Origin of the sequence: Gordonia sp. HS-NH1, assembly GCF_001418765.1 — a bacterium.
Lineage (GTDB): Bacteria > Actinomycetota > Actinomycetes > Mycobacteriales > Mycobacteriaceae > Gordonia.
Genome location: NZ_LIYC01000011.1, coordinates 95,618 through 110,143 on the forward strand (window position 1 = coordinate 95,618; position 14,526 = coordinate 110,143).

Below are 14,526 nucleotides of genomic sequence, written 5' to 3' on the forward strand. Positions count from 1 at the left end.
GACAGACTGGACGCCATGAGTTCCTGGAACGCGCCGACGGTCACCGGAGGACACGATGCGCCCGCCGGACGCGGCCTGGACGCGACGGTGGAGCTGCCGGGTTCGAAGTCGATCACCAACCGTGCACTCGTCCTCGCCGCCCTCGCCGATGGACCGTCCACCGTCCGCGGAACGCTCCGGAGCCGCGACACCGATCTGATGCTGGCCGCGCTGGAGGCACTGGGCGCCGAGATCAGGATCGACCCCGCCCGCGAGACCACCGTCTCTGTCGTACCCGGACCCCTCCACGGTGCCGCGGTGGACTGCGGCCTCGCCGGGACCGTGATGCGTTTCCTACCTCCGGCCGCCGCCCTGGCCACCGGTCGGGTGTTCTTCGACGGCGACCCTCATGCGCGCGAGCGGCCACAGACCACGATCCTCGACGCACTGCGACGACTCGGCGTCGCCGTCGACGGTGATCGGCTGCCGTTCACCGTCGACGGCAGCGGGACCGTTCCCGGCGGCGAGGTCACCATCGACGCGTCCGGGTCCTCGCAGTTCGTGTCGGGACTCCTGTTGTCGGCGGCCCGGTTCGACGCCGGCGTCGTGGTCCGGCATGTCGGGCCGGCCGTCCCGTCGACCCCGCACATCGACATGACCGTGGACATGCTGGCGACGGCCGGAGTCGTCGTCGACACCTCGCGACCCGATGTCTGGAGTGTCGCACCCGGACCGATCGCGGCCGTCGACTGGACGGTCGAACCCGACCTCTCGAACGCCGCCGCATTCCTCGCCGCGGCGGCGGTGACCGGCGGAACCGTCCGAGTGCCGTACTGGCCCGCCGTGACCACCCAACCCGGCGCGCGGATCGCGGACGTGCTGGCCGCGATGGGTTGCGCCGTGGAGAATCTCGACGGCACGCTGTCGGTTCGCGGACCCGAGGTACTCAAGGCGGTCGACCTCGACCTCCGTGACATCGGCGAGCTCACCCCCACCATCGCCGCGCTGTGCGCGCTGGCCGACGGGCAGTCGGTGCTGTCGGGGATCGCCCATCTCCGCGGGCACGAGACCGATCGGCTCGCCGCACTCACCACGGAGATCACCCGCCTGGGTGGGACGTGTGCCGAGACCGACGACGGCCTCCGCATCACCGGCACCGCCGGCGCCCCCTTACACGGGGGCACATGGGAGTCCTATGCCGATCACCGGATGGCGACCGCGGGCGCGATCATCGGCCTCGTGACGCCCGGCGTGATCGTCGCCGACATCGAGACGACGAGCAAGACGCTGCCCGACTTCCCGGCCATGTGGCAGAAAATGATCGAGGGCCTATGACCCGACGGGAACGGGCCTCCCGGTGAGTCGCCGGGCCGCGAGTTACGACGAATCCGATGTCCGGGTCCGTCCGGGCAAAGGCACCAGGCCGCGCACCAAACAGCGGCCCTCGCATGACGACGCCGAGCAGGGGATGGTGGTGTCGGTCGATCGCGGCCGCTGGGGCGTGGTACTCGGCGGCGACCCGGCCCGACGCGTCGTCACCATGCGGGCTCGCGAGCTGGGGCGCACGCCGATCGTCGTCGGCGACGACGTGTCCGTGGTGGGCGACCTGTCCGGCCGTCCCGACTCGCTGGCGCGGATCGTCCGGGTCGCTGATCGTCGAACTGTGTTGCGTCGCACCGCAGATGACTCCGATCCCTATGAGCGGATCGTCGTGGCGAACGCCGACCAGCTCCTCATCGTGACCGCCATGGCGGATCCGCCGCCGCGCACCGGGTTCGTCGAACGCGCGCTGGCAGCGGCGTATGTGGGCGGCCTGTCCCCCATCCTGTGCCTGACCAAGTCGGACCTCGCCGATCCGACCGAGTTCACCGCGGCCTTCGCCGATCTCGACCTACCGGTGGTGTGCGCGGGTCGCGACGACCCGCTCGACGAGATCCTCGCGACGTTGCGCGGCCGGATCACCGCGTTCATCGGCCATTCCGGGGTGGGCAAGTCGACACTGGTCAATCGCCTTGTGCCGGATGCGTATCGAGCGACCGGCGTGGTGTCGGGAGTCGGCAAGGGCCGGCACACCTCGACACAGTCGGTGGCACTGGCACTGCCCGAGGACACCGGCCCGCGCGGCTGGGTGATCGACACACCCGGCATCCGGTCCTTCGGACTCGCGCACGTCGGACCCGACGACATCGTCGCCGCCTTCGATGATCTGCAGTCCGCCATCGCCGAATGCCCCAGGGGCTGTACCCATCTGGGCCCGCCGGCGGACCCGGAGTGCAGCCTGGACGAGCTCACCGGTCACTCGTACCGACGCGCCATGGCGGTGCGCCACCTACTGGTGGCGGTCAGCGGCGGCGAAGGTGACCCGGTCGAGGAGCCCCGGTCCCCGGAGTCACAGCAGCCGCACTGACGGTGCGAGCCGTCAGCGCCGACGTCGACGGGCGCGCAGCTCGCGGATGGCGGTCTTGAGGCCGTTCGCGCGCGGTGTCATCCCCGCGAAACGCTTCTCCGACGCGGTTTCCGGCGCGTCGTCGGGCGTCGCGCGTAGGAACGAATCGGGCAGCGAGAGCTTGTTGATCGTGCGCAACGTCTGAAGGTATTGCACGACAATCGATCCGGTCGTGTACGGGAGATCGTACTTGTCACACAGCTCGCGCACCCGGACGCCGATCTCCGCGTACCGATTGCTCGGCAGGTCCGGATACAGATGGTGTTCGATCTGATAGCACAGGTTGCCGCTGAAGAACGCCATGGCGGGGCCGGCGTTGAAGTTCGCCGTGCCGAGCATCTGCCGCAGATACCACTGACCCTGCGTCTCGTTCTCGAGCGTGTCCGCGGTGAACTTCTCCGCGCCGTCCGGGAAATGCCCGCAGAAGATCACCACATAGGCCCACACGTTGCGGATCAGATTCGCGGTGAGGTTCGCCGTCAGCGTGTGCTTGAAGTTCGGGCCCGACAGCGTCGGGAACAGGAGGTAGTCCTTCGCCAGCTGCTTACCGACCTTGCGTGCGAAGACCTTCAGCTGCGGGAGAGCCACCTCTCGGGACTTCTTCCCGGTGAGCGCGTCCTTCAGGTCGAGGTCGTGCAGGCCGATGCCCCACTCGAACAACGCGGCGAGCACGATGTTGGTGAGCGGCTGGAACAGCATCTTGGGCTGCCAGGGCTCGTCGCGAGTGACGCGCAACGTCTTGTACCCGACGTCGTGATCCATGTCGAGGACGTTGGTGTACTTGTGATGGATGTAGTTGTGGGAGTGCTTCCAGTGCGGGGAGGCACACACCATGTCCCACTCCCAGGTGGTCGAGTGGACCTCCGGGTCGTTCATCCAGTCCCACTGCCCGTGCATCACGTTGTGCCCGAGCTCCATGTTCTCGATGATCTTCGAGAGCGCGAGGGCACCGGTACCGAGCAGCCAGAGGGGCCGGGAGCGGCTGCCCAGCAGCGCGGCGCGACCCGCGACCTCGAGGGCGCGATGCGCGAAGATCGTCCGCCGGAGGTATCGGACGTCACGCATCCCGCGGTCCGCCTCGATCTCGCGACGGAGCGCGTCGAGCTCGGCGCCGAGTGCTTCCACGTCGGCGTCGGTCAGGTGCGCGTACTCGTTGATGTCAGTGATTGCCATTACGCCTCATTATGCCCTCGCCGTCCGCACAAGCGGTTCGTCCGACAACTGCAACCGTCTGACCTGCGCGGATCAGGCGGCCTCGTCGTCGCGGCGGACGTTGTCCTCGGACACATCGACACGGCCCGGACGGCTGCGCAGCGAGCGGACCAGCTTGTCGCGTCGACGAGAGCGCAGGCTGTCGATCGCCGAGCGCAGCCCGCGGCGGGCGCCGGTCGTCTCGTCGACCGTCGCCTGCAGTCGGGCACCGTCGGGGAGCCCCTGCTTGAAGCGACGTTCCGACGCCGTCTCGGGCGCATCGTCTGCGGTCGCGGAGAGGTACTTGTCCGGGAGCGACAGTTTGGCGATCGTCCGCCATGCCTTCGCGTACTGCACCGGGAACGGTCCCGAGGTGTAGGGCAGGTCGTACTTGTCGCACAGTGCCCGCACCCGCACCGCGATCTCGGCGTACCGGTTGCTGGGCAGGTCCGGGAAGATGTGGTGCTCGATCTGGTACGACAGGTTGCCGCTCATGAAGGCGAGGGCGAATCCGGCGTCGAAGTTGGCGCTGCCGAGCATCTGGCGCAGGTACCACTCGGCCTGCGTCTCGTTGTCGATGTCCTGCCTGGTGAACTTCTCCGCGCCGTCGGGGAAGTGTCCGCAGAAGATGACGGCGTTGCTCCACACGTTGCGGATCACGTTGCCGAGCGCGGTCGCGGTCGCGGCCTTGGCGTACGCGCGGCCGTACCCGACCTTGTGCCCGGTGGCGGCACTCACCAGCGCCGGATACGCGAGATAGTCCTTGGCGACCTGCTTGCCGATCTTCGACAGCACATCGTTGCGATTGCGCCGGAACTCCTCCTGCGCCTCGGGGGTCTTGCGCTTCTTGCCCAGCTCGAGGTGCTGCACGGCGACCCCGTACTGGAAGGCCAGCGCGAGAATGGTGTTGTAGACCAGGTTTCCGTAGTTGAACGGACGCCACCGCTGATCGCGGGTGACGCGCAGCAGACCGTAGCCCACGTCGTCGTCCATGCCGAGCACGTTCGTGTACTTGTGATGGATGTAGTTGTGGGTGTGCTTCCAGTGCGCCGACGGGTCGGTGTTGTCCCACTCCCAGGTGGTGCTGTGCACCTCCGGGTCGTTCATCCAGTCCCACTGCCCGTGCATCACGTTGTGCCCGAGCTCCATGTTCTCCACGATCTTGGCGACGCCCAGCGTGCACGCACCCGCCCACCACGCCGATCGACGGGTCGAGCCGAAGAGCAGAACACGACCGGCGACCTCCAGGCCGCGCTGGAAACGAATCGTGTTGCGCAGGTATCGCGCATCTCGCTCGCCGCGGTCGGCTTCGATGTCGGCGCGGATCGCGTCGAGCTCCGCTCCCAGAGCGGCCACGTCGGATTCGGTCAGATGTGCGTATTCGGGGATGTCGGAGATCGCCATGTGTGGTTCCCTTCGCCGGTGGTCGGTCGCGCGCATTCGAGGTGCGCCGGTGACCGCTGCCTACGCCTACGTTTCCGTAACTTACGCAAGCGTAGGTTAGCTACGGCGATGTGTCCAGTGAGTGTGACGAGGGCTTCGACGGGGCTCAGCCGGCCCGGGACATCCGGCCGCGGGACCGGTCAAGGCCCAGTCGACGCGAACTGACGCACAGTCGACGGGGATCGACGCCCAGTCAACGAAAAACGACGCCCAGTCGACGAAGGGGCCTCAGGCAGGAGCCGTCACTTGTTGCGGTTGGCCTCGTAATCGTCGCGGAACAGCTCGAAGCCGATGAGGTCCTCGAAGACGCCTGCGGATCGGGCGGCGAGCTTCTGGGTGCCGAACTCCCGGAAGCCTGCGTTGCGGGCGAGCTTCTTGCTGCCCTCGTTGCTGTCTGCGGCGAAGAGGGTGAGGCGACGGAAGCCCAGCTTGTCGAAGGCGTACCGGACCGCAGCCGGGAATGCCTCGGCGAGAACACCTTTCCCCCGAGCCTCCGGATGCGTGTAGAAGCCGGCCTCGGCCCCGGTGACCTCGTCGATGTGCAGCAGCGTGATGTCGCCCAGATAGGCGTCGGTCTCGCGGTCGGCCACCGCCCAGGTGCACGTCGTACCCTGCGCGGCGGTCCACCACTTGCGGAGCCGCTCGGCGGCGGCATGCTCGAGTTCCAACGGATCGGGGCGTGCGAACAGGTACTTGCGCGATGCCGGGTCGTCGAGCGTCTCCCGGATCCGCGGGTCGTCGGTCTCCGCCAGCGGCCGGAGACGGAACCGATCGGTCTCGAAAACGTCTGTCCGCCAGTCGGTCTTCGGGTGCTGCGGGTCGTTTGCGTGGAGCGATCCCACCCAGGCGTCGCGGATGTGACCACGGACCTCGACACCGTTCTGTACCGCGGCGTCGAGGCGGAATCCACACGAATGGGCCACCCGCAGCGCGTCGATGTTGCCGGCCACCGTCGTCCAGCGGACGACCTCTTTGCCGGCCTCACCGAACGCGTAGTTCACGGCCAGCAGGACGGCGCGCTTCATCACGCCCCATCCCCGGGCGTCGGGGTGCAGGTCGTAGCTGAGTCGGGTGAGCGGGCCCTCGCCCTCGATGTCGACGGTGCCGACGAACCTGCCGTCGAACTCGACGGCCCACAGCATCCGGGTTCCGTCCGACCAGCTCCGGGGCGCATAGTCGAGCGCGAACCGCTCCGCCGCCGCGCGGCTGTACGGTGCCGGGATCGGGGTCCACCGCATCATGGCCGGATCTGCCGCCAGCTCCACCATGCGATCGAGATCGCGGGGCTCATGCGGCCGCAACGTGACCCCACCGTCACTCAGGACGGGGATCTGGCTGGGGACCGAAGCCTCAGCTCTCACGGGTGCCTTCGCCGGCGTTTCCACGGGCCGGTGTCCTCTCGCCACGCACGTCGTTCACCCTACCGGGTCACCGGTCGGTACGAGCGGCTCGCGACGAACTCCCCGGTCAGACGTCGAGGGTGCAATCCCCCGCCGCGGCGCTGACGCAGGTCTGGATCCGTTCGCCCTCGACATGCTCGACGCCCGAACGCAGATCGCGCACACATCCTTTGTCGAGCATGACCACGCAGCTCTGACAGATCCCCATCCGGCATCCGAAGGGCATGATCGCGCCCGCCGACTCCCCCGCCTCGAGCAGTGTGGTCGCACCGTCGACGGCCGCCGACTTCCCCGACCGCGAGAACGTCACGGTGCCGCCCTGGGCCCCGACGACGCCGCGTTCGAGCGCGAACCGCTCGATGTGCAGGCGTTCGGCCAGATGGGCCTCCGAGTACAGGCGCTGCAAGCCGTCCAGGAACCCGGCGGGTCCGCACGCCCAGGTCTGGCGCTCGCGCCAGTCCGCGCAGAGGGACGGCAGGACCTCCGGCGTGATCTGCCCGTCCGAGCGCGTGTACTGCACGTGCAGGTCGACGATGCCGTCGGCCGCCAGGCCACCGAGCTCGTCGGCGAACAGCAGGTCGGCCGGAGTCGGCGTCGAGTGGATGAGCCGGATGTCGGTGTGCTGGCCCCGGTGCCGGACGGTGCGCAGCATCGAGATGATCGGCGTGAGACCACTTCCCGCGGTCACGAAGAGGACCTTCTCCGGCAGCGGGTCGGGCAGTACGAACTCGCCGCGAGGTGCGGCGAGACGAACGACCGTACCGGGCGTCAGGCCGTTGACCAGGTGGCTCGACAGAAATCCCTCGGGCATCGCCTTGACCGTGATCGAGATCGTCTTGTCGTTCGCCGACGAATCGGGGGTCGAGGTGAGGGAATAGGACCGCCATGCCCAGCGACCCTCCATCAGCACGCCGATGCCGACGTACTGTCCGGGCACGTAGTCGAAGGAGAAGCCCCATCCCGGCCGGATGCGGATCGTCGCGGTGTCCTCGGTCTCCCGGGTCACCGAGACGACCTTGCCGCGCAGTTCGCGGGCCGACCACAGCGGATTCGCCAGGTGGAGGTAGTCGTCGGGAAGCAGCGGCGTCGTGATCCGGGTGAGCGCGGCTCGCGCCCATTGCGCGCCGCGGCTGCGGGCCGCGACCCCCGAAACCGGTTCCTCGAATCGCTCGAGCAAGCCCATCTCACTAACCGCCTTCGACGTCGGGAGCGTGTCGGACACACAGTAACCTACGGAACCGTAGGTTGGCGTGCCGGCTCAGAGCAGTTCGAGGAGGAAAGGCAGCTCCTGGGTGGCGTACCACGCGAGGTCGAAGTCCTCGACGTCACCGACGGCGAGTTCGGCATCGAGGTCACCCATGTCGGCGGCGTCGATCACCACGACCGCGGCCCGAACCTTCGGCTCCGCCTCGGCGACGTCGACGTGAACGGACGCGATCGCCGACAGCGGTACGGCACCGGAGACCTTGACCACCGCGTCGTCGAGATCGGGACGCGGTGTCACGTCCTCGACATCGGCCGCGACGACCACCCGTCGCGGCGGCAGGCGCGGGGTGTCCCCCGGCGAGGTGACCGCCTCGTCGGCGGCGAGATCGGCGTCGGCATCCACATCGCCCGGCTCCGGCGCCTCCCCGGCGAGCAGGCGCAGCGATGCCCGCGCGGCCTCGCGCAACGCGACCTCGGACAGCTCCTCGTCGTCCCCGGACACGAAGGCCTCCCGGAGCGCGGGCGTCAGCGCGAAGCCGGTACCACCGAGCGGACGGAACTCGCCGTCAGTGGTCAGTCGCGACACCATCGCCAACGTCGCCGGCAGGTACACCCTCATTCGTCGATTGCTCCTGTCGGCTCGCGGTAGGGCTGGGTCAGCTCTTCGTAGGACTCGTACACGTAATCGGCCATCGCCGGCAGATCGGCGATGACACCGCGGTCGGCGACGAAGGCGAAGTGCAGTTGGTCACGGTACTCGACGATGCTGATCGCCAGTGCACGCTGCGACACGAGGGTGGGGATCGAGAACATCTGCGACACCGGTGCGCCGAGGACGAACCGGTCCGGGACGGGGGCGGTGCTCATCGCCACCGGCACGTTGTAGGCACGACTGTTCAGCGACCGGAACGCCCGCGAACTGAACTCCGGGAAGGGCACCGCACCGAGCTCCGGGAACAACGGACTCGGGCCGAGGGTCATCCGTCGTGACGACTGCGCGTACCGATCCGCCAGTCCCGCCACCTGGGACAGCCGAACCACCGGATTGCTCTCTCCCACCGGCAGATCCGTCACGAAACTCGGCTTGCCCACGCCGATCCACCCGGGTTCGGGCTCGGCGGTGCGCTCCACTCCCGGATCGCGCGCGGACAACGGGACCACCACGCGCACCGTGTCGGCGGGTACCTCCGCCGGATCGAACGACAGCATCCACTTGCGCATGACCCCGGAGATGATCGCGAGTTCGACGTCGTTGATCGTGCACCCGTGGTGTTCGGCGACCTTCGCACATCCACGACGCGGCAACCGGGCGGTCGTGATGGACCGGGTCGTCGTGCCCGGATTGTTCAGCGGGCTGCGCGGTGCGGAGTCGCTCAGCTGCGACACCACATCTCCGACGCGTCGCACGGTCGTGCCCATCGCGGCGCGCATCTCGGACACGATCCCGTTGCCGTGCAGCATCGTGTCCACCAGGTCGCCCGGCCGCGCGAGCGCCTCGGCCAGCGCGCCGACGACGAGGTTGGTGCCCCCCGGTGGCGACCCGGGCATCCACAACTCCTCGGGCAGCGGCTCGGCCGCCTCGGCGCCGTCGCAGATGACCTCGCTGATCTCGCGACTCCCGTGCTCGTCGATGAGGCATCGGTGCGACTTGGTGAGGATCGCCAGCCGGCCGTCGGCGAGACCCTCGATGAGGTACATCTCCCACAGCGGTCGGGTGCGGTCGAGGGGCCGGGACATCACGCGGGCGACCAAGTCGTCGAGGTCGACACTCTCACCTCGACGGGGCAGGCCGGCACGACGGATGTGGAAGTTGATGTCGAAGTCGCGGTCGTCGACCCAGACCGGGCGTGCGAGTCCGAGGGTCACCTCGCGAACCGTCTGGCGGTACCGCGGGATGAGCTGCAGACGGTTCTCCACCAGCGACACCAGACGCGAGTAGTCGAACATCGACTCGCGCGCCGCATGGCCGGACGGCTCGGGACCGCCCGCGGTGTCGCGCTCGGCCACGGGATCGACGATCAGCAATGCCCCGAGGTGGGTCGTCGAACGCGAATCGTCGAGGAAGTAGTACATCGCGTCGCGGGGCGACAGACGGGTGACCACGTCGCCGATCCTAATCGCCGATGCTGGGTTTCGTGGTCGGCGCAGCGCGATGGCCGCGCGATGAACGTTCGGCCACGCGCACTGTCAGCCGAACTCGAGCGCGACCAGCTGCCAGCGGTACTCGACGCGAACCAGTGAGCGCCGGCCCGCGGGCATAGCACCTCGAACCCGGATCGGCTTGCGCTCGATGCGTCCGGCGAACGCCCGGGTCCGTCCCCCGCCCTCATATGACCCGAACACCTCGGCAGCGCTGGGATCGCACAACTGGACATGCACCCGCCGCAGCACGTTCCCGGTCGGGACCTGCGTCGTCGAGGGCGCCGGGCCGGTCCCGGATGTGCCGGGGCCGGGTGCCTCGGGAATGCGGAAGGCGTCGTGCCGCACGAGCGCCGCGATCTGGTCGGCGACCGCCGGCGCCACGACATCGCCGAGGTGGGCGATCGAGCGGCGTCGGTCGAGCACCTCGAAGAGCACCCGGGACACCGCCACGGTGAAGCGGCGAGCCTCGGCGGCGGCCGACGCGGTCTTGCGTGCCGACGTCGTGCTGGGGGCGGCTGCCGGATACGGACGGGGCGAGGGGACATGGGCAACCGTGCGGACTGCCGTCACCACCGGACCGTCGGGCTCGTACGGCGGGGCCGGACGAACCCGGACCCGCGGTGTCTGCATCGGCCGGGGCTCGTGTGGCCCGGATGTGCCTGTGTGGGCGAGTTCAGGACCCGTGAGGAGTGGACGCATGGGGATTGGACGCACCAGGCGTCGTCCCGGTTCCATCAAGTACGAAAAAAAACCGCCGGCGGTCGACCCTCGGAGAATCCGGGACCGGCCACCGGCGGCCGACTGCTCGTCAGCGGCGCTGTTTCTTCGACTTCGGGGGCTTGGGCCGTGCCCCCTTCGCGCGGGCCGCGGCGCGACGCTCACGGCGGCTGGCGGATTCCGCCGCGCCCGAGAGCTCTTCTTCCTCGGAATGGACGACCGTACCGCCGCCCTCCCCCGGACCGGAGTACGTGACCGCCGGGTCACCGGACTGGGACGGAGCCCGCAGGGCGGCCGGGGCCTGCGCACCCGAGTCCGCGACCGGGGCCGCGGGGACGGGCGCCGGGGCGCCCGCGCCGACTGCCGCTCGCAGATCCGCCGCGCTCGGGAGCGGTTGCTGCTGGGCCGGCTGCTCGGTCTGCACCTGCGCGTTGAACAGGATGGTCAGCGCTTCTTCCTTCAGGCCCTCGAGCATGCCGTGGAACATGTCGAAGCCCTCGCGCTGGTACTCGACGACCGGGTCGCGCTGGGCCATCGAACGCAGGTGGATGCCCTCGCGCAGGTAGTCCATCTCGTACAGGTGGTCTCGCCACTTGCGGTCGAGCACGCTCAGCAGCACGCTGCGCTCGAGCTGGCGCATCGCACCCTCACCGGCGATCGAGTCGATCTGCTTCTCACGGGCGTCGTAGGCGGCGCGCGCGTCGGCGACGAGCCTCTCCCGCAACTCTTCGGCCGAGATGTCATCGCGCTCACCGTATTCGGACTCGCCGACGACATCTTTCGGCTCGAGTTCGATCGGATACAGCGCGCGCAGAGCGGACCACAGCTCGTCGAGATCCCAGTCCTCGGCGTAGCCCTCGGCCGTCGCGCCGTCGACGTAGGCTCCGACGACGTCGGAGACCATCTCCTTGACCTGCTCGTGGTGATCCTCGCCCTCGAGGATCGTGCGGCGCTCGGCGTAGATGACCTTGCGCTGCTCGTTCATCACCTCGTCGTACTTGAGCACGTTCTTGCGCATCTCGAAGTTCTGCTGCTCGACCTGCGTCTGAGCGCTGCGGATGGCCTTGGTGACCATCTTGGCCTCGATGGGCACGTCGTCGGGAAGGCGGTTCATGATCGCCTCGAGCGCGCCGCCGTTGAACCGGCGCATGAGTTCGTCGGCGACCGACAGGTAGAACCGTGACTCGCCCGGGTCGCCCTGACGGCCGGAGCGACCGCGCAGCTGGTTGTCGATACGGCGCGACTCGTGGCGTTCGGTGCCGAGCACGTAGAGCCCGCCCGCCGCGCGGACCTTCTCGGCGTCCTTCGCGGCATCGTTGCGGGCGACCTCGATGGCCTCGTCCCACGCCGCCTCGTACTCGTCCGGGGTGTGGACCGGGTCGAGTCCGGCCTTGCGCAGCCGGGTGTCGGCGATGATGTCGGGGTTGCCGCCGAGCACCACGTCGGTGCCGCGACCGGCCATGTTGGTGGCCACGGTCACCGCACCGAGCCGACCCGCCTCGGCGATGATCTGCGCTTCCTGCTCGTGGAACTTCGCGTTCAGGACGCTGTGCGGCACCTCGCGCTTCTTGAGCTGGCGTGACAGGTACTCCGAACGTTCGACGCTCGTCGTACCGATCAGGACGGGCTGGCCCGCCTCATGGCGCTCGGTGACGTCGTCGACCACGGCGGCGAACTTCGCCTCTTCGGTCTTGTAGATCAGGTCACCCTGGTCCTTGCGGATCATCGGCTTGTTCGTCGGGATCGGCAGCACCCCGAGCTTGTAGATCTGGTCGAACTCGGCGGCCTCGGTCTCGGCGGTACCGGTCATGCCGGCCAGCTTCTCGTAGAGGCGGAAGTAGTTCTGCAGCGTGATCGTGGCCAGCGTCTGGTTCTCGGCCTTGATCTCGACGCCCTCCTTCGCCTCGATGGCCTGATGCAGGCCCTCGTTGAAGCGACGCCCGTCGAGCACACGGCCGGTGAACTCGTCGACGATCATCACGTTGCCGTTGCGGACGATGTAGTCCTTGTCGCGCTGGAACAGCTCCTTGACCTTGATCGCGTTGTTCAGATAGCTGACCAGGGGCGAATTGGCGGCCTCGTACAGATTGTCGATGCCGAGGCGATCCTCGACGAACTCGACGCCGGCCTCGTGGACGCCGACCGTCTTCTTCTTGATGTCCACCTCGTAGTGCACATCGCGCTCGAGGAGCGGTGCGATCCGGGCGAACTCGGTGTACCACTTGCTCGACCCCTCGGCCGGGCCGGAGATGATCAGCGGCGTGCGGGCCTCGTCGACCAGGATCGAGTCGACCTCGTCGACGATCGCGAAGGCGTGGCCGCGCTGGACGAGGTCCTCGAGGGAATGCGCCATGTTGTCGCGCAGGTAGTCGAAGCCGAACTCGTTGTTCGTGCCGTAGGTGATGTCGGCGGCGTAGGCCTCGCGACGTGCGGCCGAACTCATGCCGGTCAGGATCACCGCGGTGTCCAGACCCAGGAACCGGTGCACGCGACCCATCCACTCGGAGTCACGTTTGGCCAGGTAGTCGTTGACGGTGACGACGTGGACGCCGTCCCCGGCGAGTGCGTTCAGGTACGCCGGGAGCACACAGGTGAGCGTCTTGCCCTCACCGGTCTTCATCTCGGCGATGTTTCCGTAGTGCAGCGCCGCGCCACCCATGATCTGGACGTGGAAGTGCTTCTGGTCCAGGACTCGCCACGCGGCCTCGCGGGCCACCGCGAACGCCTCGGGCAGAAGCTCGTCGAGCGACGCCCCGTCGGCGATCCGCTCCTTGAACTCGTCTGTCTTGGCACGCAACTCGGCGTCGGTCAACGCCTCGACGTCATCGGACAGCGTCTCGACGTGCGATGCGATCGCATCGAGTCGCTTGACCATGCGGCCTTCGCCGACACGCAACAGCTTGTTCAGCACCGTGGATCGAGTCCCTCACCTGTAGAAAACACACGGAATCCGGCCCGCGCGAACGCACAGACCGGATCCCATGGTAGCGATGTGAGCTGAGCAGACCCTGATCGGACCGTCAGCTGGGTCGACGAGGTGGACGTCGGATGCCCACCGGGTGACCGCCGACGGGTGCCCGCCCGGGGTTCACGTCAACCTGATGAGCCCGTAGTCGAAGGCGTGTCTGCGGTAGACCACGGACGCCTTGTCGGTCTCCTTGTCGTGGAACAGGAAGAAGTCGTGACCGACCAGCTCCATCTCGTAGAGCGCGTCGTCGACGGTCATCGGTACCGCGGTGTGTTCCTTCACGCGGACGATCTGACCTGGCGTGTGATCCTCCACGCCGTCGTCCCACTGATCGGCGGCACGTGCGGAATCGGCCCCGGGATCACCGACGAAGCCGTCGACCGAGAGCTGATTGTCGCGCAGGGGCGGGGCACCGATCTCGGTGGCTTCGGCGACCGAGAGCGGCCGGCGGTTGCCGTGGTGGACACGCCGCCGGTCCTTGACCCGTCGTAGTCGGGATTCGACCTTGTCCAGCGCGTGCTCGAGCGCGGCGTAGAAGTTCTCGCCACAGGCCTGCGCTCGCACGATCGGCCCCTTGCCCGTCGCGGTGATCTCCACCTGCTGACAGACCTTGGACTGTCTCCGGTTGCGTTCGTGGTTCAGCTCGACGTCGAATCGGTAGATGGTCGGATCGAATCGCTCGAGGCGAGCGAGCTTGTCACCGACGTAGATGCGGTAGTGGTCGGGGATCTCGACGTTGCGGCCGCTGAACACGACCTTCGCTGTTGGTTCGGCTGGATCGTCGGATTCCTTCGTTCCCGGTGGGCGGACGAAGGCGAACTCTGGGTCGTAGGAATCGTTCTCGGCTTGCCGGCGGTCGGGCGCGAGGCCCTCCTCCACGGTCGGTCGTGGGTCGGCGGTTTTCGGTTCGCGCTGGCCTTTGCGGTGGATGACTGTGGACATTCAACTACCTCCTGAATTGTCCCGAAACCGGTTGAACCATCGTGATCTGTTGTCGCACTGATGATTCGAACGGCATCGAGGATGTGTCCATG

The 14,526-nt window shown here is 68.0% G+C and carries 11 protein-coding genes; 2 read left to right on the forward strand and 9 right to left on the reverse strand.

The window, feature by feature from the left end:
- Positions 1 to 15: 15 nt before the first annotated feature.
- Positions 16 to 1,314 (forward strand): 3-phosphoshikimate 1-carboxyvinyltransferase, encoded by a 1,299-nt coding sequence (gene aroA / locus AMD30_RS10490; protein WP_055475588.1) that lies wholly within the window; start codon positions 16 to 18, stop codon positions 1,312 to 1,314.
- 22 nt (positions 1,315 to 1,336) lie between these two features.
- Positions 1,337 to 2,386 carry a ribosome small subunit-dependent GTPase A gene (gene rsgA / locus AMD30_RS10495; RefSeq protein WP_055475589.1) on the forward strand — a complete coding sequence of 350 codons (1,050 nt, stop codon included), beginning with the start codon at positions 1,337 to 1,339 and terminating at the stop codon, positions 2,384 to 2,386.
- A 12-nt stretch (positions 2,387 to 2,398) separates the two neighbouring features.
- Here the strand turns inward: rsgA and AMD30_RS10500 are convergent, their stop codons facing one another.
- The 9 genes from AMD30_RS10500 to hpf all read right to left on the reverse strand — a co-directional run bounded on the left by AMD30_RS10500 (position 2,399) and on the right by hpf (position 14,434).
- Positions 2,399 to 3,598: a fatty acid desaturase family protein gene (locus AMD30_RS10500; protein WP_055475590.1), complete on the reverse strand. Its 1,200-nt coding sequence runs from the start codon at positions 3,596 to 3,598 to the stop codon at positions 2,399 to 2,401.
- Between the two features lie 72 nt (positions 3,599 to 3,670).
- On the reverse strand, positions 3,671 to 5,020 hold the full coding sequence (locus AMD30_RS10505) for a fatty acid desaturase family protein (RefSeq protein ID WP_055475591.1): 1,350 nt from the start codon (positions 5,018 to 5,020) through the stop codon (positions 3,671 to 3,673).
- A gap of 281 nt (positions 5,021 to 5,301) precedes the next feature.
- Positions 5,302 to 6,444, reverse strand: coding sequence for a GNAT family N-acetyltransferase (locus tag AMD30_RS10510; protein ID WP_010842164.1), 1,143 nt, complete (start codon positions 6,442 to 6,444; stop codon positions 5,302 to 5,304).
- Between the two features lie 82 nt (positions 6,445 to 6,526).
- Positions 6,527 to 7,642, reverse strand: coding sequence for a ferredoxin reductase (locus AMD30_RS10515; protein ID WP_010842165.1), 1,116 nt, complete (start codon positions 7,640 to 7,642; stop codon positions 6,527 to 6,529).
- A 75-nt stretch (positions 7,643 to 7,717) separates the two neighbouring features.
- Positions 7,718 to 8,284, reverse strand: coding sequence for a DUF6912 family protein (locus AMD30_RS10520; protein WP_014927777.1), 567 nt, complete (start codon positions 8,282 to 8,284; stop codon positions 7,718 to 7,720).
- Positions 8,281 to 9,768, reverse strand: coding sequence for a wax ester/triacylglycerol synthase domain-containing protein (locus tag AMD30_RS10525; RefSeq protein ID WP_055475592.1), 1,488 nt, complete (start codon positions 9,766 to 9,768; stop codon positions 8,281 to 8,283). The genes AMD30_RS10520 and AMD30_RS10525 overlap by 4 nt, the downstream gene beginning before the upstream one ends.
- An 84-nt stretch (positions 9,769 to 9,852) precedes the next feature.
- Positions 9,853 to 10,506: an Rv3235 family protein gene (locus AMD30_RS10530; protein WP_055475614.1), complete on the reverse strand. Its 654-nt coding sequence runs from the start codon at positions 10,504 to 10,506 to the stop codon at positions 9,853 to 9,855.
- A 109-nt stretch (positions 10,507 to 10,615) separates the two neighbouring features.
- Positions 10,616 to 13,435: a preprotein translocase subunit SecA gene (gene secA, locus AMD30_RS10535; RefSeq protein ID WP_055475593.1), complete on the reverse strand. Its 2,820-nt coding sequence runs from the start codon at positions 13,433 to 13,435 to the stop codon at positions 10,616 to 10,618.
- Between the two features lie 177 nt (positions 13,436 to 13,612).
- On the reverse strand, positions 13,613 to 14,434 hold the full coding sequence (gene hpf, locus AMD30_RS10540) for a ribosome hibernation-promoting factor, HPF/YfiA family (RefSeq protein WP_010842170.1): 822 nt from the start codon (positions 14,432 to 14,434) through the stop codon (positions 13,613 to 13,615).
- Between the last annotated feature and the right edge of the window lie 92 nt (positions 14,435 to 14,526).

Bases quoted from the DNA above. Each gene is read 5' to 3' on its own strand.
- AMD30_RS10500 (WP_055475590.1), bottom strand. From the start codon at position 3,598: ATGGCAATCACTGACATCAACGAGTACGCGCACCTGACCGACGCCGAC.
- hpf (WP_010842170.1), bottom strand. From the start codon at position 14,434: ATGTCCACAGTCATCCACCGCAAAGGCCAGCGCGAACCGAAAACCGCC.
- AMD30_RS10505 (WP_055475591.1), bottom strand. From the start codon at position 5,020: ATGGCGATCTCCGACATCCCCGAATACGCACATCTGACCGAATCCGAC.
- AMD30_RS10530 (WP_055475614.1), bottom strand. From the start codon at position 10,506: ATGCGTCCACTCCTCACGGGTCCTGAACTCGCCCACACAGGCACATCC.
- aroA (WP_055475588.1), top strand. From the start codon at position 16: ATGAGTTCCTGGAACGCGCCGACGGTCACCGGAGGACACGATGCGCCC.
- AMD30_RS10520 (WP_014927777.1), bottom strand. From the start codon at position 8,284: ATGAGGGTGTACCTGCCGGCGACGTTGGCGATGGTGTCGCGACTGACC.
- AMD30_RS10515 (WP_010842165.1), bottom strand. From the start codon at position 7,642: ATGGGCTTGCTCGAGCGATTCGAGGAACCGGTTTCGGGGGTCGCGGCC.